General features: G+C 65.7%; 12 protein-coding genes. 5 read left to right on the forward strand and 7 right to left on the reverse strand.

Going from position 1 to position 15,391, the window contains the following annotated elements; genetic code table 11:
- Nucleotides 1–192 precede the first annotated feature (192 nt).
- Nucleotides 193–693, forward strand: coding sequence for an NUDIX domain-containing protein (locus tag QLG02_RS20695; RefSeq protein WP_282466022.1), 501 nt, complete (start codon nt 193–195; stop codon nt 691–693).
- 29 nt (nt 694–722) lie between these two features.
- Here the strand turns inward: QLG02_RS20695 and QLG02_RS20700 are convergent, their stop codons facing one another.
- Complete coding sequence (locus tag QLG02_RS20700) at nt 723–2,006, reverse strand: ATP-binding protein (RefSeq protein ID WP_282466023.1); 1,284 nt, start codon at nt 2,004–2,006, stop codon at nt 723–725.
- Nucleotides 2,003–2,683, reverse strand: a complete 681-nt coding sequence (locus QLG02_RS20705) for a response regulator transcription factor (protein WP_045529234.1) — start codon at nt 2,681–2,683, stop codon at nt 2,003–2,005. Before QLG02_RS20705 ends, QLG02_RS20700 begins: the two co-directional genes overlap by 4 nt.
- A gap of 161 nt (nt 2,684–2,844) precedes the next feature.
- Here QLG02_RS20705 and QLG02_RS20710 point away from each other — a divergent pair, with 161 nt between their 5' ends.
- Both QLG02_RS20710 and QLG02_RS20715 read left to right on the forward strand, forming a co-directional pair.
- Entirely contained in the window at nt 2,845–4,005 is a 1,161-nt protein-coding gene (locus QLG02_RS20710) for an efflux RND transporter periplasmic adaptor subunit (protein WP_282466024.1), read from the forward strand.
- Between the two features lie 2 nt (nt 4,006–4,007).
- Entirely contained in the window at nt 4,008–5,954 is a 1,947-nt protein-coding gene (locus QLG02_RS20715; protein ID WP_282466025.1) for a MacB family efflux pump subunit, read from the forward strand.
- 304 nt (nt 5,955–6,258) lie between these two features.
- Here QLG02_RS20715 and QLG02_RS20720 read toward each other — a convergent pair whose 3' ends face one another.
- The 5 genes from QLG02_RS20720 to QLG02_RS20740 all read right to left on the reverse strand — a co-directional run bounded on the left by QLG02_RS20720 (nt 6,259) and on the right by QLG02_RS20740 (nt 10,554).
- A complete protein-coding gene (locus QLG02_RS20720; RefSeq protein WP_043160407.1) occupies nt 6,259–7,095 on the reverse strand; it encodes a transporter substrate-binding domain-containing protein in 837 nt (278 codons plus the stop codon).
- Nucleotides 7,092–7,853, reverse strand: coding sequence for an amino acid ABC transporter ATP-binding protein (locus tag QLG02_RS20725; RefSeq protein WP_113995501.1), 762 nt, complete (start codon nt 7,851–7,853; stop codon nt 7,092–7,094). The genes QLG02_RS20720 and QLG02_RS20725 overlap by 4 nt, the downstream gene beginning before the upstream one ends.
- A complete protein-coding gene (locus tag QLG02_RS20730) occupies nt 7,850–8,512 on the reverse strand; it encodes an amino acid ABC transporter permease (protein WP_282466026.1) in 663 nt (220 codons plus the stop codon). The genes QLG02_RS20725 and QLG02_RS20730 overlap by 4 nt, the downstream gene beginning before the upstream one ends.
- A 168-nt stretch (nt 8,513–8,680) precedes the next feature.
- Nucleotides 8,681–9,346 carry an amino acid ABC transporter permease gene (locus tag QLG02_RS20735; RefSeq protein ID WP_011704716.1) on the reverse strand — a complete coding sequence of 222 codons (666 nt, stop codon included), beginning with the start codon at nt 9,344–9,346 and terminating at the stop codon, nt 8,681–8,683.
- The gene (locus QLG02_RS20740) at nt 9,343–10,554 is read right to left on the reverse strand and encodes a threonine synthase (RefSeq protein ID WP_282466027.1); all 1,212 of its coding nucleotides are present in this window, start codon (nt 10,552–10,554) and stop codon (nt 9,343–9,345) included. Before QLG02_RS20740 ends, QLG02_RS20735 begins: the two co-directional genes overlap by 4 nt.
- 235 nt (nt 10,555–10,789) lie before the next feature.
- Between QLG02_RS20740 and QLG02_RS20745 the strand changes: the two genes are divergently transcribed.
- Both QLG02_RS20745 and QLG02_RS20750 read left to right on the forward strand, forming a co-directional pair.
- On the forward strand, nt 10,790–12,937 hold the full coding sequence (locus QLG02_RS20745) for a prolyl oligopeptidase family serine peptidase (RefSeq protein WP_282466028.1): 2,148 nt from the start codon (nt 10,790–10,792) through the stop codon (nt 12,935–12,937).
- 203 nt (nt 12,938–13,140) lie between these two features.
- Nucleotides 13,141–15,300: an AsmA family protein gene (locus tag QLG02_RS20750; RefSeq protein ID WP_282466029.1), complete on the forward strand. Its 2,160-nt coding sequence runs from the start codon at nt 13,141–13,143 to the stop codon at nt 15,298–15,300.
- Nucleotides 15,301–15,391 lie beyond the last annotated feature (91 nt).

The raw sequence follows: 15,391 nt of genomic DNA on the forward strand, positions 1-15,391 counted from the left end.
CCGCTCCGCCACTACTTAAGAAGCCCAGTCGAAAGACTGGGCTTTTTTTCGTTTCACTTTCCCCGAATTGCCACCCTCTCCCTCTTTTATATCCCGCTGATTTATCACGTCATGGGGGTTGTGCCTCAACCCTTTCCATCAGGGAGGGAGTTCGGCATACAATGCGCCTTTGGTGTCAGATGGGAGTCCCCTATGTTTTGTCCGCGTTGTGGTTCCGGATCGCTGCAACAGCGCAGCGAGAAAGAGTTTGCCTGTGGCTGTGGTTTTCACTATTTCCAGAATGTGGCGTCGGCCGTGATGGTGGCGCTGTGCTGGCAGGATGAGCTGCTGGTCGCGGTACGGGCCCGGGATCCAGGCCGGGGCTTGCTGGATCTGCCAGGTGGCTTCGTCGATCCAGGCGAATCGCTGGAGGAAGCCTTGGTGAGGGAGCTCAAGGAGGAGCTGGGGCTGGATCTGACGGGGAAGACGCCGCGCTACCTGGGCTCCTATGCCAATGTCTATCCCTATGACGATGTGACCTATCACACCTGCGACATCGTCTTTCTGCTGGAGTTGGCAGACAAGCCTTTGGTGGTGGCAGCCGACGATGTGGCCGCCTGCGAATGGCGCAAGCTGGCCGGCCTTGCCCCTGCCGAGTTTGCTTTCCGCTCTACCGGCGCCGCCATCAGTCAATTGCAGCGACTGCGGGGCTAACCGATAGCAGTGATGACAGGGGGAAGCTGCTAGCCCGGCAGGTGGAGGGTGACGATCAGGCCGCCCTCTTCACCATTTCTGGCGTCGACCCGTCCGCCCTGGGCCTGGATCGCCTTGCGGGTGATGGCGAGCCCCAGTCCATAACCCTTGCCTGCTGCAGGGGAGCCGATCCGCACGAAGGGATCGAAGATGCTGGAGAGCTTGCTCTCATCCACCCCCATCCCCTGATCCGCTACCTCGACGATAAACTCGTCGCCCTGCCGCATCAGGGTCAGGCGGATAGTCTGGCCCGCTTGCGAGAAGCGCAAGGCATTGCGCAACACGTTGTCGAGGGCCCGGCGGATCAGCTCCGCTTGTCCGCAGACCGTGTATTCTAGGGGCTCATCCACCCAGGTTTTTATCTCGACGCCCATGTGCTGCGCCTCGTAGCGGGCATCGCTCACCACGGCGTCGACCAGCCCCTGCAGATCGTAATACTCCTCGCCGTCCCGCTCGCCATGGCCGGCGCGGGTGAGGGTCAGCAGTTCGCCGATCATCTTGTCCATGCGCTGGGTCTCGAGCTGGATCCGCTCGAGGGATCCCTCGATCCTGGCCGGATCCTGCTGGGTCAGGCCGATGGCCAGCTGCAACCTGGCAAGGGGGGAGCGCAGCTCGTGGGAGACGTCGTGCAGCAGCTGCTCGCGACTCTCCACCAGCAGTTGCAGCCGCTCGGCCATGGCATCGAAGTCGCGGGCCGCATCGCTGATCTCGTCGTGGCGCCGCCGCATGGCGGGGTAGAGGCGCACTGCCAGATCCCCCTGGGCGAGGCGCTCGAATCCCTGCCGGAAGCGGTTCATGGGGCGGGTCAGGTGCCAGGCGAGCAGGGCGCTGAAGAAGAGGCCGCCGAGTCCGCCGATCCACCACATGGGGGGCGGCATGTTGAGCCAGTTGCGGCGGGGTTGGGGCGGTGCCAGCAACTGCTGCAGGCCGGCACTGTCGTAGTCGAGCCGGTAGTGCTGGCCATCGGCTCCCAGCAGGATACGGCCGCCCTGTGTTGTGGATGGCTCTGCTGCGACCGGTTCAAGCTGCAGCAGCCTTCGTTCCCGGGCAGGCCAGCTGGCCTGCAGGGCCGCAACCGCAGCCGGTCCCTGCCGCTGCAACAGGCTGGCGGCGGTTGCCAGCTGACGCTCGGCCAGCTGGTTTGCCATCCGCTGCTCTGGCGGCCCTTCGTGGCGATAGAGGCTGAACGCCACCCACAGCAGCTGGCTCATCATGATGATGGTGAACCAGAAGCCGAACAGGATCTTCCAGAACAAGCGCCCCTTGAGGATCATGCCAGCCGGTATCCTATGCTGCGTACCGTCTCGATGCCGACGGCTTCCCCCGCCAGGGCCTGCAGCTTCTGGCGGATATTGCAGATGTGCACGTCGACGCTGCGATCATAGGGCTCGCGCGGGCGGCCAAGCCCGTGCAGGGAGAGCTCATCCTTGCTGACTACCCGCTCTGGGGATCGCAGCAGCAGTTCCAGCAGGTTGAACTCGGTGGCGGTCAACTCCAGCGGCTGCGCCTGCCAGTGACACTGACGGCTGGCGGGGGAGAGCACCAGTTCGCCAAGGCGCAGACCCTGCTCTTTGCCCGGATGGGCGGGGGCAGGCTCGACCCGGCGCAGCACGGCCCTCAGCCTGGCCACCAGTTCCCGCGGGTAGCAGGGCTTGGGCACATAATCATCGGCCCCCATCTCCAGCCCGATCACCCGATCGATGTTGTCCCCCTTGGCGGTGAGCATGATGACGGGGATCCGGCTGTCGCGGCGGATCTGGCGCAGCACCTCGCTGCCATTCAGATCGGGCAGCATGATGTCGAGCACCACGGCGGCATAGTTGCCGGAGAGGGCGTGCTGCACGCCGCTCTTGCCGGTCAGCACATGGGTGGTGGCAAAGCCTTCGCCAGCCAGGTATTCGCTCAGCATGGTGCCAAGCTCCAGATCATCGTCCACCAGCAGGATCTTCATCGCTCTTCTCCATCTCGGGTTGGCGCAGTTTTCCCGTGTCCGTCCCCGCCTGACAGCTGCTTTTACGCAATCCTTACACTGCCCTGCAAGAGGCTTAACCGGACATTGGAGTAGATTGCCCGGGTCTGTTTCACCCTCTGTTTCAGCCAAGGATATCCGCGATGGCCCGTGCCCGTCTCCTCGTTGTTCGCCTGCTGCTGCCCGCCCTGGTGTTGATCGGTGCCGGCTGGCTGTTGCTGCCTTCCACTGCGGCACCAACCGCCTCTTATATCACCACACCGGTCGAGCGGCGGGATCTGGAGCAGAGCGTGCTGGCCGACGGCACCCTGCAGGCCCAGAAGCTGGTGAGCGTGGGGGCGCAGGTGTCGGGGCAGATCAAGGCGCTGCACGTGGCGCTGGGGGCTGAGGTGAAGCAGGGCGATCTGCTGGTCGAGATCGACGATCTCACCCAGCAGAACGCCCTCAAGGATGCCGAAGCCGCCCTCGACAACTTGCAGGCCCAGCTGGCCTCGCGCCGGGCAACTCTGCGCAACAACCAGCTGGTCTTCGAGCGTCAGCGCAAGGTGCTGGCTCGGGGATTGGGCAGCCAGGCCGATTACGACAGTGCGGAGGCGACCCTGACGGCCACCCGCGCCGACATCCGGGCGCTGACGGCGCAAGCGGTACAGGCCCGCATCGCGGTGGACACGGCCCGGGTGAATCTGGGTTACACCCGCATCGTCTCTCCCATGGCGGGCACCATAGTGGCGATCCCGGTGGAGCAGGGGCAGACGGTCAACGCGGTGCAGAGCACCCCGACCATGGTCAAGGTGGCACGACTCGACACCATGACGGTGGAGGCGCAGATCTCGGAGGCGGACGTGATCAGGGTGAAAGCCGGCCTGCCCAGCTATTTCACCGTGCTGGGGGCGCCGGAGCAGCGCTACCAGGCCCGTCTGCGCGCCATCGAGCCCGCCCCCGACACCATCAACGACGACACGACCAGCAGCAGTTCGACCAGCACGGCCGTCTACTACCACGGCCTGTTCGAGGTGGAGAACCCTGAAGGGGTCCTGCGTATCGGCATGACGGCCCAGGTGCACATAGTGCTGGCGACCGAGCACAATGCCCTGGTGATCCCGGCCATCGCCCTGAGCGGTGACAGGGTGCAGGTGGTGGATGGTGCGGGCCAGCCCCAATGGCGGCAGGTGAAGGTGGGCCTCAACAACAAGGTGGATGCCCAGATCCTGGCGGGGTTGGCCGCCGGGGAGTCCGTGGTGGTCAGTCAGTTGACGGCCCAGAGCCAGCAGAGCGGGCGAATGGGCCCGCCGATGGGGATGTGACCATGAGGGAACCACTGCTGCAACTGAGCGGGATCCGCCGCCATTTTGGTGACGGGGAGCGGCGCGTCGAGGTGCTCAAGGGGATCGACCTGACCATAGCGCGAGGCGAGATGGTGGCCATCGTCGGTGCCTCCGGCTCCGGCAAGTCGACCCTGCTCAATATTCTGGGCTGCCTGGATCAGCCGAGCGAGGGGAGCTATCGGGTGGCCGGACGGGAGACGGGCCGGCTGACGGCCGATGCACTGGCAACCCTGCGCCGCGAGCACTTCGGCTTCATCTTTCAGCGCTACCACCTGCTGGGGGATCTCAGTGCCCGCGACAACGTGGCGCTGCCTGCCCTCTATGCCGGGTTGGCCGGCGACGCGCGCAAGGCGAGGGCCGAGAGCCTGCTGCAGCGGCTCGGGCTCGGCAGCCGGCTCGACTACAAGCCGAGCCAGCTCTCCGGCGGCCAGCAGCAGCGGGTCAGCATAGCCCGCGCGCTCATCAATGGCGGTCAGGTGATCCTGGCGGACGAACCGACCGGTGCCCTCGACAGCCAGAGCGGGGCCGAGGTGCTCGACATCCTGGGCGCGCTGCATCGGCAGGGCCACACGCTGGTGCTGGTGACCCACGACATGGCGATCGCCGAACAGGCCGAGCGGATCATCGAGCTCAAAGACGGGGCGGTGGTGGCCGACCGTCGTCGCCAGCCGACACCGCCGTCCCCTGCGCCCACCACTCCCCGTACCGACACAGGAGGGCGCGGTGGTCTGGCCGGGCGGCTCGGCGCCGCCTTCAAGATGGCGCTGCTGGCCATGCGGGCCCAGCGGATGCGCACCTTCCTCACCATGCTCGGCATCATCATCGGTATCGCCGCCGTGGTGTCGGTGGTGGCGCTGGGGCGTGGCTCCCAGCAGCAGGTGCTGGCCAACATCAATGCCATGGGCACCAGTACCCTGGAGATATTCCCCGGCAGCGGCTTCGGCGATCGGCGGGCCGAGGCGGTCCAGACCCTCAGGGTGGAGGATGCCGAGGCCCTCGCCGGGCTCGGCTATGTGCACAGCGTGACCCCCAGTCTGGCCACCAGCGTCACCCTGCGCCGGGGTAGCCAGGCGGTGCTGGGCTCGGTGAACGGGGTGGGGGAGCAGCTCTTCCAGGTGCGTGGCTACCGACTGCTGCAGGGCATGCTGTTCGATGCCGCCAGCGTGAGCGCTCTGGCGCAGGAGGTGGTGATCGACGAGAACAGTCAGGCGCGCCTGTTCGCCGCGGGGGAGTCGCCGCTCGGTCAGGTGATCCTGCTGGGGAGCCTGCCGTGCCGGGTGATCGGGGTGGTGGCCCGCAACCAGAGCGGCTTTGGCAGCGACGAGAATCTCAACGTCTGGATCCCCCACACCACGGCCATGACGCGGATGCTGGGCCAGAGCCACCTGCGCAGCATCAGCGTGCGGGTGCAGGACGAGGTGGCGCTGGCCGCCGCCGAGGATGGCATCAATCGCTTGCTGCGTGAGCGGCACGGCGCTCAGGATTTCTTCGTGCTCAACACCGACAGCATCCGCCAGGCGATCACCAGCACCAATGCCACCCTGACCCTGCTGATCGCCATGATTGCGCTCATCTCCCTGGTGGTGGGCGGCATCGGGGTGATGAACATCATGCTGGTATCGGTGAGCGAGCGCACCCGCGAGATAGGCGTGCGGATGGCGGTGGGTGCCAGAACCGGCGACATACTGCAGCAGTTCTTGATCGAGGCGGTGCTGGTCTGCCTGCTGGGCGGGGCGGCCGGGGTGCTGCTCTCTCTGCTGGTCGGCGTCTTGTTCGAGCACTTCAGCAGCCAGTTCACCCTGAGCTACTCCCTGGACGCCGTGCTGATGGCCTTCTTCTGCTCGAGCCTCATTGGCGTGCTGTTTGGCTTCTTCCCGGCGCGGCGGGCGGCGCGGATGGACCCCATCCACGCACTGGAGCGGGAGTAGGCTCTCTCTTCGGCGCCTGCGGCGCCACCTCATTCGCCGGCGTTGCCGAGGGCTCATCCCGCCTCGGTGGCCTGGCGAGTTGGCCGGACGGCACTCTGTGCCAGTCCGGCAGCCTGAACCGTGTCATCGACGTGACACAGCCTGCTCTGCGCGGGTTTTCAACCGGGCCCCTGGCCCGGTTCTTTTTCTCATGCGAAAAAAAGGCGCCACCCGAGGGGGACGCCTGAAAGGTCAAACCTTGCGGTTTGCGGACCAACGGAACCAAGATTTCACACACATCACACTCTCAGCACTTCTGGCAGGCTCAGCCCTGCCACTTGCCTCCTTCCACTATCACGTCGTTGGGATCGGTATCGGCGCTCAGTTTGTCGCGCACATACTGGTCGTAGAGTTTCAGCAGGTACTTCTCTTCCCCCAGCTTGGCGAGACGGTCGTTGACCCAGTCCCGCAGCTCGATATTGCCCTTCTTCACCGCCGGCGCGATGGGGTCTTCCGAGCCCAGCTTCTCGGGCAGCACCCGATAGCCCGGGTTCTCCTTGGCCCAGCTGAACAGTACCAGATTGTCCTGGGCATAGGCGTCACCACGGCCCTGGGCCAGCGCCTGCAAAGATTCGGTGTTCTTCTCGAACTTGAGTACCTTCCACTCCGGGTGGTTGCGGGTCAGCCAGATGTCGGCCGTGGTGCCGGTGGTGACGATCAGGGTCTTGCTGGCCAGATCATCCAGTTTCTTGGCCGGACTCCCTTCAGGCACCAGCACCTGTACCGCCACTCGCAGGTTCGGGTTGGTGAAGTCCACCACCTGCCGCCGCTCCGGGGTGACCGTCATGTTGGCGAGGATCAGATCCACCTTGTCGCTCTGCAGGAAGGGGATGCGGCTGGCGGGCTCCACCGCCACGAACTCGACCTTGTTCTCGTCCCCCAGCAGGTCCTTGGCGAAACGGCGACCGAGGTCGGTGTCAAAGCCGACGTAGTTGCCCTTCTCGTCCACATAGCCGAAGGGGGGCTTGTCGGTGAAGACGCCGACGATGAGCTTGTCGCGGGCCTTGATCTTGTCGAGGGAACCGTCCGCCGCATGGGCGGCGCCGCTGGCGAGACCCAGTCCCAACAGGGCACTGAACAGAACCGAGGTGATTTTTTTCATGCTGACTCCTTTCGTTTGATGACATTTGTATAAGAAAACTTGGCGAGGAACTGGCGGGCACGCTGGCTGCGCGGGTTCTCGAAAAATTGATGGGGGGCGGCCTGCTCCAGGATGTGGCCGCCGTCCATGAAGACGATGCGATCCGCCACCGCCTGGGCGAACGCCAGCTCGTGGGTGACGATGAGCAGGGTCATGCCGCTGCCGGCGAGATCGCGGATCACCTCCAGCACCTCCTGCACCATCTCGGGATCCAGCGCAGCGGTCACCTCGTCAAACAGCATCACCTGCGGGTTCATGCACAGCGCCCGCACGATGGCGATGCGCTGCTGCTGGCCGCCGGAGAGCTGGCGCGGATAGTCGTGGCGCCGCTCCCACAGGCCGATGCGGGTCAGCAGCTGTTCCGCCTGCAGCAGGGCCTCCTGCCGCTCCCGTTTTTGCACCTGAAGGGGGCCGAGCAGCACGTTCTCCAGCACCGTCAGGTTGGGGAAGAGGTGATAGCTCTGGAACACCATGCCGATGCGCTGGCGCAGCCGCTGCCAGTCGGTACTGGCATCCAGCCGCTCTCCATCGAAGCGAATGTCGCCCCCCTGAATGGGTTCGAGCCCGTTGAGGGTGCGCAGCAAGGTGCTCTTGCCGCAGCCGCTCGGCCCCAGGATGACGATCACTTCCCCGGGGTTCACCGTGAGGCTGACCTCGTCCAGTACCCGGTTTTGGCCGAATTGTTTGCTGACAGCATTGAGCTCAAGCAGAGGTGTCATACCGCATTACCCCATTGTTGCTCCAGCCGGCGCGAGGCGAGCGAGAGCGGATAGCAGACCAGAAAAAAGAACAGGAACAGCAGACCGTAGATAAGCAGCGAGCCATAGGTGCGCTCGATGATCTGCTGGCCCACCTTGATCACCTCCACCACCCCGATCAGCACCGCCAGCGAGCTGGTCTTGATGATGCGGGTGTAGATGTTGATGGTCGGCGGCGTCAGCCGTTGCAGCGCCTGGGGCAGCAGCACGTGGCGATAGAGCTGCCAGGTCGAGAGCCCGAGCGCCAGCCCGGCCTCCTGTTGACCACGAGCCAGGGACTTGAGACCGCCGCGCACCACTTCACCCACCTCGCTGGCGCCCCACAGGGCCAGCACCAGCACGGCGCACCAGAAGGCCGGGATGTCTACGCCAAAGAAGATCGGCAGCCCGAAGAAGAAGAGGTAGAGCCAGACCAGCACGGGGACCACCCGAAACAGCTCCAGATAGACCCGCAACACTCCCCGAGTCAGCTTTCCCCCCTGCTGGGCCAGCACGCCGTAACCGACTCCGCCCAGGGTGGCGAACAGGATGGCGAGCAGCGAGATGGCGAGGGTCTGACCTGCGCCCACCGCCAGCAGCGGCAGCGCCTGCGTCAGCTGCTCAGTGACCGGACTGACCATATTGACCCCTCCTTTCTGGTGCATGGGTGACGAGTGACGGTGGCTGCAGGACGATCGATGCCTGCATCAGTGGCTCAGTGACCGGACTGACCATATTGATCCCTCCTTTCCTGCACCTCGGTGACGAGTGATAGCGGTAGCAGGACGATCGATGCCTGCATCAGCGATTCAGTGACCGAACTGACCATGTTGCAGCCTCCTTTCAACGACGCGCAGGGCAAGGGACAGCGGCAGAAAGATCAGCACGCACATCAAGGTCAGCACCGCCAGCATCTCGTAGGTCTTGTAGTAGAGGGCGATGTAGTTCTTGGTGGTGTAGAGCAGCTCCGGCACCGCCACCGCCGAGGCCACCGTGGTCTCTTTCAAGAGGAAGATGAAGTTGGCAAACAGCGCCGGCAGGCTGGCGAGCCAGGCCTGGGGCAACTGCACGTGGCGCAGCAGTTGCCAGCGGGAGAGGCCGATGGCTCGCCCGGCCTCCAGCTGGCTGGGGGGGACCGCCTGAATGCCCGCCCGCAGCGCCTCGGTCAGGTAGCCGCCGCCGAGGAAGGTCATGGCGATCACCGCCGTGGCAAAGCCCGACAGCGACAGGCCGAGCGCCGGCAGCCCGAAGTAGAGAAAGAACAGCTGGATCAGGAGCGGCGTGTTGCGGGCCAGCTCCACATAGGCGCGGATCACCCCGTTCAGCCAAGGCCGATGCAGGCTTTGCAGCGTCACATTGAGCAGCGCCACGGCGAGCGAGGTGAGGATCACGATGGCGCCGAGCTGCAGGGTGACCCAGACCGATTGGCCGAACGCCGGCAGGGTGGTGAGAACAAAGGACCAGTCGAAGCTCATGCCGGGATCCTCCCGTCGCGGCGCAGCCGCTGGGGCACGACCGTGATGGCGTCCGGGTACTTGATGCCGGCACCGGTGTTGAGCACCACCACCCGCTCGCCTCCCTGGATCCAGCCCGCTTCCCGCAGCTGGCGGGCGGCGGCGAAGGCGGCCGCCCCTTCCGGGCAGATGAAGCAGCCCTCCTGGGAGGCGAGCTGGCGCAGCTCGCGCTGGATGGCGCCGTCTTCCACCGCGACGGCGCAGCCCTCGGTGCGATAGAGGGCGTCCAGCACCAGAAAATCCCCCAGCGCCTTGGGCACGTTGATGCCGAACGCCAGGGTCTGGGAGTCGGGCCAGAAGCGCGACTCGCGCTCCCCCTGCTGCCAGGCCTGGACGATGGGGGCGCAGCCGCTCGCCTGCACCGCCACCAGGCGCGGCAGCGGTCCCTGCACCCAGCCCAGCTCCTGCAATTCCCGCAGCGCCTTGTAGATGCCGATGAGGCCGACCCCGCCACCGGTGGGGTAGAGGATCACGTCCGGCAGAGTCCAGCCGAGCTGCTCGGCGATTTCAAACCCCATGGTCTTCTTGCCCTCGATGCGATAGGGCTCCTTGAGGGTGGAGGCATCGAACAGCCCCTGCTGCGCCACCGCCTCGGCCACCTGGCGACCGGCGTCGCTGATGAGGCCGTCCACCAGATAGAGGCGGGCACCGGCCAGGGCGCTCTCCAGCCGGGTGATGGCGGGGGCCGCCTGGGGCTGGACTATGGTGCTGCGCAAGCCGGCGCGGGCGCCGTAGAGTGCCCAGGCCGCGCCGGCGTTGCCGTTGGTGGGCATGGCGAAGTGGGTGACGCCGAGTTCGCGAGCGCGGGAGACGCCGACCGCGGCGCCGCGGGCCTTGAAGGAGCCGGTGGGAGTGAGGCTCTCATCCTTCATCCAGAGATCCGGAATGCCGACCTGCTTGCCGAGACGCGGCAGCGGCAACAGCGGGGTGAAGCCTTCCCCCAGGGTGACCACCTGGGCGGGGTCGCGCACCGGCAGCAGCTCGTGGTAGCGCCACAGACTGGCGGGGCGCCCCAGCAGGGCGGCTGGATGCCAGGCCTGCTTCAGGGCCTCGAGATCGTAGCTGGCCAGCAAGGGGGCGCCGACCGGGCTCAGCTGCTGGGGCTGATCGGCATCCACAATCTCGCCGGTCTTGCTGCAACGCAGATGTGATAGGTAGCTGTACGGCATGCTTTATCCTGAATGAGTCGAGATGGTCAGTCGCTTATTCCATCCTGTGACCCAAGTGCCGGATAACAAACAAAATAAACTGGCAAACCTAAGCGAAAAAATTCATATGACTCCGATTGGTCAGGGTTGTGGCGGTTGCCCGTTCATGTCGCCTGGTCACCCGCTGGGGGGTTGGGCCGTCCGGCACTCTTTGCTAACCTGCCCGCTTCACCCGAAATCGCAGGGAGCCGCATCGATGCGAGCCATTGTCAGCCTGCTGGCCCTGTCACTGCTGTGTGCATGCAGTGGCCAGTCAACCAAAGAGGATGCCATGTCAGGGAAAGCGCGCCTTCACTACCCCGTCACCCGTCAGGGTGAGCAGGTGGATCACTACTTCGGCCAGGCCGTGGCCGACCCCTATCGCTGGCTGGAGGATGATCGCAGCCCCGAGACCGAGGCCTGGGTCAAGGCCCAGAACGCCGTGACTCAGGGTTACCTGGCACAGATCCCGTATCGCGCCGCCATCAAGGAGAAGCTGGCCGCCTCCTGGAACTATGCCAAGGAGGGGGCGCCGTTTCGCGAGGGGCGCTACCACTACTTCTTCAAGAACGACGGCCTGCAGAACCAGAACGTGCTGTGGCGCCAGCAGGAGGGCAAGCCGGCCGAGGTGTTCCTCGATCCCAATACCCTCAGCCCCGACGGCACCACGGCGCTGGATCAGCTGAGCTTCTCCCGCGATGGCCGCATCCTGGCCTACTCCTTGTCGCTGGCCGGCAGCGACTGGCGCGAGATCCATCTGATGGACGTAGAGAGCAAGCAGCCGCTGGAGGCGCCCCTCAAGGATGTGAAGTTCAGCGGCATCAGCTGGCTCGGCAACGAGGGCTTCTTCTACTCGAGCTACGACAAGCCGGATGGCAGCGAGCTGTCGGCCAGGACCGATCAGCACAAGGTCTATTTCCACCGGCTCGGCACGGCGCAGGAGGATGACCGGCTGGTGTTTGGCGCCATCCCGGCCCAGCACCACCGCTACGTGGGGGCGACCGTCACCGAAGATGATCGCTTCCTGCTTATCTCGGCGGCGAACTCCACCTCCGGCAACCGCCTCTATGTGAAGGATCTGAGCCAGGAGAACGCGCCGCTGCTGACGGTGCAGGGGGATCTGGATGCGGACGTGAGCCTGGTGGACAACCAGGGCAGCACCCTTTACCTGCTGACCAACCGGGACGCCCCCAACCGCCGGCTGGTGACGGTGGATGCCGCCAACCCGGGACCGGCCCGCTGGCGGGATCTGATCCCCGAGCGTCAGCAGGTGCTGACGGTGCACAGTGGCAGCGGCTACCTGTTCGCCGAGTACATGGTGGATGCCACCGCCCGGGTCGAGCAGTTCGACTACGAAGGCAAGCGGGTGCGCGAGGTGGCGCTGCCCGGCCTTGGCAGCGTCAGCGGCTTCAACGGCAAGCACGATGATCCCGCCCTCTACTTCGGCTTCGAGAACTATGCCCAGCCGCCCACGCTCTACCGGTTCGAGCCAAAGAGCGGCGCCATCAGCCTCTATCGCGCCTCGGCGGCGCCGTTCAAGCCGGAGGATTACGTCTCCGAGCAGCGCTTCTACCAGAGCAAGGATGGCACCCGGGTGCCGCTCATCATCAGCTACCGCAAGGGGCTGAAACTCGATGGCAGCAACCCGACCATCCTCTACGGCTATGGCGGCTTCGACGTGAGCCTGACTCCGAGCTTCAGCGTGTCGGTGGCCAACTGGCTGGATCTGGGGGGCGTCTATGCGGTGGCCAACCTGCGCGGGGGCGGCGAGTACGGCCAGGCCTGGCACCTGGCGGGCACCAGGATGAACAAGCAGAACGTGTTCGACGACTTCATCGCCGCGGCCGAGTATCTCAAGGCCGAGGGCTACACCCGCACCGAGCGGCTGGCGATCCGCGGTGGTTCCAACGGCGGTCTGCTGGTGGGGGCGGTAATGACCCAGCGGCCGGATCTGATGCGGGTCGCTCTGCCGGCGGTGGGGGTGCTCGACATGCTGCGCTACCACACCTTCACCGCCGGAGCGGGCTGGGCCTATGACTACGGCACCAGCGCCGACAGCGAGGCCATGTTCGACTACCTGAAGGGCTACTCGCCGCTGCACCAGGTGCAGCCAGGGGTCAGCTACCCCTCGACCCTGGTGACCACGGCGGATCACGACGATCGGGTGGTGCCGGCTCACTCCTTCAAGTTTGCCGCCACCCTGCAGGCCGACAATGCCGGCCCCCATCCCCAGCTCATCCGCATCGAGACCAATGCCGGGCACGGGGCGGGCACGCCGGTGGCGAAGCTTATCGAGCAGAGTGCGGACATCTATGCCTTCACCCTGTACGAGATGGGCTATCAGCAGTTGCCGCGTCAGCCTTGATCCGGGCGAGACGGGTGCCAGCCATCCACTATCATCAGGGCCCTGCGGGGCCCTTTTCATTGCCGCGCGTTGGAAGGCTTGCGCTGGCAGGACTAGCTGCGACCATCCCTGTCTCGCCGCTGGCCCGTTTTGGCAGACGGGCCCCATCTGTCATCCCCCCGGTGGTATAGTCAGCAACAAGATCCGCATTCAAGGAGTCCATCGTGAAGAAGATCATCTACATCCTGCTGGGGTTGGCGCTGGCGGCCGTGGTGGCCATCGCCGCCCTGGTGTCCCTCATCGATCCCAATCAGTTCAAGCCCCAGCTGGTGGAACAGGTGCGCAAGAGCACCGGTCGCGAGCTGGTGATACAAGGGGCGATCGGCTGGCGTTTCTGGCCAAGCCTCGGCCTCTCCCTCGAGCAGGTGGCGCTGCGCAACCCCGCCGGCTTTGCCGAGCCCGACCTGGTGCGCTTCGCGCGCGGGGAGGCCTCGGTGGGCCTGCTGCCGCTGCTCTCCCACAAGCTTGAGATCGGCAAGGTGACCCTGAGCGGCGCTCATCTGTTTATCCAGACCAAGGCTGACGGCAGCTCCAACCTGAGCGATCTGCTCAGGGCCTCCGCCGAGCCCAAGGGGGAGGCGACGACCTCCGAGCCTGCCGCAACGACGCCCCCGCCCGCCAGTGACAAGCAGCCCTGGCAGATCAGCCTGCAAGGGGTGGAGTTGCAACAGGCCAGCGCCCTGCTGCAGGACGATCGCAACGGCACCGTCTCCCGCCTCGAACAGCTGGACCTGAACCTGGGCCAGCTGGCGGTCGATCAATGGGTGCCGGTGACCCTGGCCGCCAAGGGGGCCCAGGGTGAGCTGGCGTTTGATCTCAAGGGGTCGGCTCAGCTCAAGCTGGCGCCCGATGCCAGCCGCAGCGAGCTGAAAGAGGTTGCGCTGGCGGGGAGCCTGAGCGAACCGACCCAGCGGCTGGATGCCTTCTCCCTCAAGGCCGACCGGCTGGCACTGGGGCAGTGGAGCAGCCTCACCCTCAGTCTGCAGGGGGCACAGGGAGCGGCGGACAAGCCGGCCCTGGCCGGTACGCTGGAGGGAACTCTCAAGGCGCGGCTCGATGAGAACCGGCAACTGCTGGAGATATCGGATGCCGTGCTGGCCGCCAAGCTGAGCGGCGATGCCCTGCCGCGCCCGCAGATGCAGGTGAAGCTGGCGGGCTTTGCCCGCGCCGAGCTGGGCAAACAGGCCGTTACCCTCAGCAACCTGGTGATGGGGGTGGATGACGCTCTGCTGAGCGGCAACGGCAGCGTGCAGCTGGGCGCCGTGCCCAGGGTAGGGTTCGACCTGAAGGGGGAGAAGCTTGACCTGGACAGTTGGCTCGGTCAGCCGGCCAAGGCTGTACCTGTGGCCGCCACCTCGGGCGCCGCAGCGCCGGCCGGGGCGCCGGTACAGACCGTCGCGCCCGCCGCCAAGGCGCTCTCCACGGCCGAACCGGATCTGACCGCCCTCAAGGCGGTGGACCTGGCGGGCCGGCTGCAACTGGGTAGCCTGCGACTGAAGGGGCTGGATCTGAGCGCCGTCGATCTGCAGCTGGCCCTGGCCGGTGGCCAGCTCACCCTCAAGCAGTTCAGCGCCGGCGTGGCCGGTGGTCAGGTGACCGCCAGCGGCGTGCTCGATGCCCGTCAGCAGCCGGCTCGCTATCAGGTGCACAAGCGGGTGCAGGGGGTCGATGTGCGGCCGCTGCTGCAGACCCTGGCCCAGACCGATTTGTTGGAAGGCAAGGGGGATCTGGAGGTGGAGGCGCAGGGCTCAGGACTCTCCGAGCAGGCGCTGCGCAGCCGGATGCAGGGCAAGGTGAGCCTCAGGCTGAGCGACGGTGCCCTGCACGGCATCAACCTGGCGGAGATGATCCGCGAGGCGCGAGCGACCCTGACTGGTAAGGGGGCGGATCAGGTGAAGGAGGTGCGCAAGACCGACTTCAGCGCCCTCACCGCCAGCTTCCGGATTGCCGACGGGGTTGCCAGGAGCGACGACATCCAGCTGTTTGCCCCCGCCCTGCGGGTGAAGGGGCAGGGCCAGACCGCCCTGGTGCCGGAGACCCTCGACTTCCTGTTCCTCACCTCTGTGGTGGAGAGCAGCAAGGGGCAGGGGGGCAAGAGCGTGGACGAGCTCAAGGACATCACCATACCGGTGCGCATCGGCGGCCACTGGCAGGCGCCGAGCTACCGGCTCGACGTGAAGGAATTGCTCAGCAACAACAAGCTGCTGGAGGAGAAGGCCCGCAAGGAGGCCGAGCGCGGTCTCAAGAAGCTGCTGGGCGACAAGGCCGACAACGAAGGGGTGAAGGGGGTGGCCGATCAGCTGCTCAAGGGCTTGTTCAAATAGCCCCGGCCTTTCGTGTTATCGCCATGCAGAGCCCGCCCCGTGCGGGCTCTGTGCATTGTGGGTCGCTGCCTGGCAAGGTGTTTAAGCGGGA

Origin of the sequence: Aeromonas sp. V90_14, from assembly GCF_029967615.1 — a bacterium.
Classification (GTDB): Bacteria; Pseudomonadota; Gammaproteobacteria; order Enterobacterales; family Aeromonadaceae; genus Aeromonas; species Aeromonas hydrophila.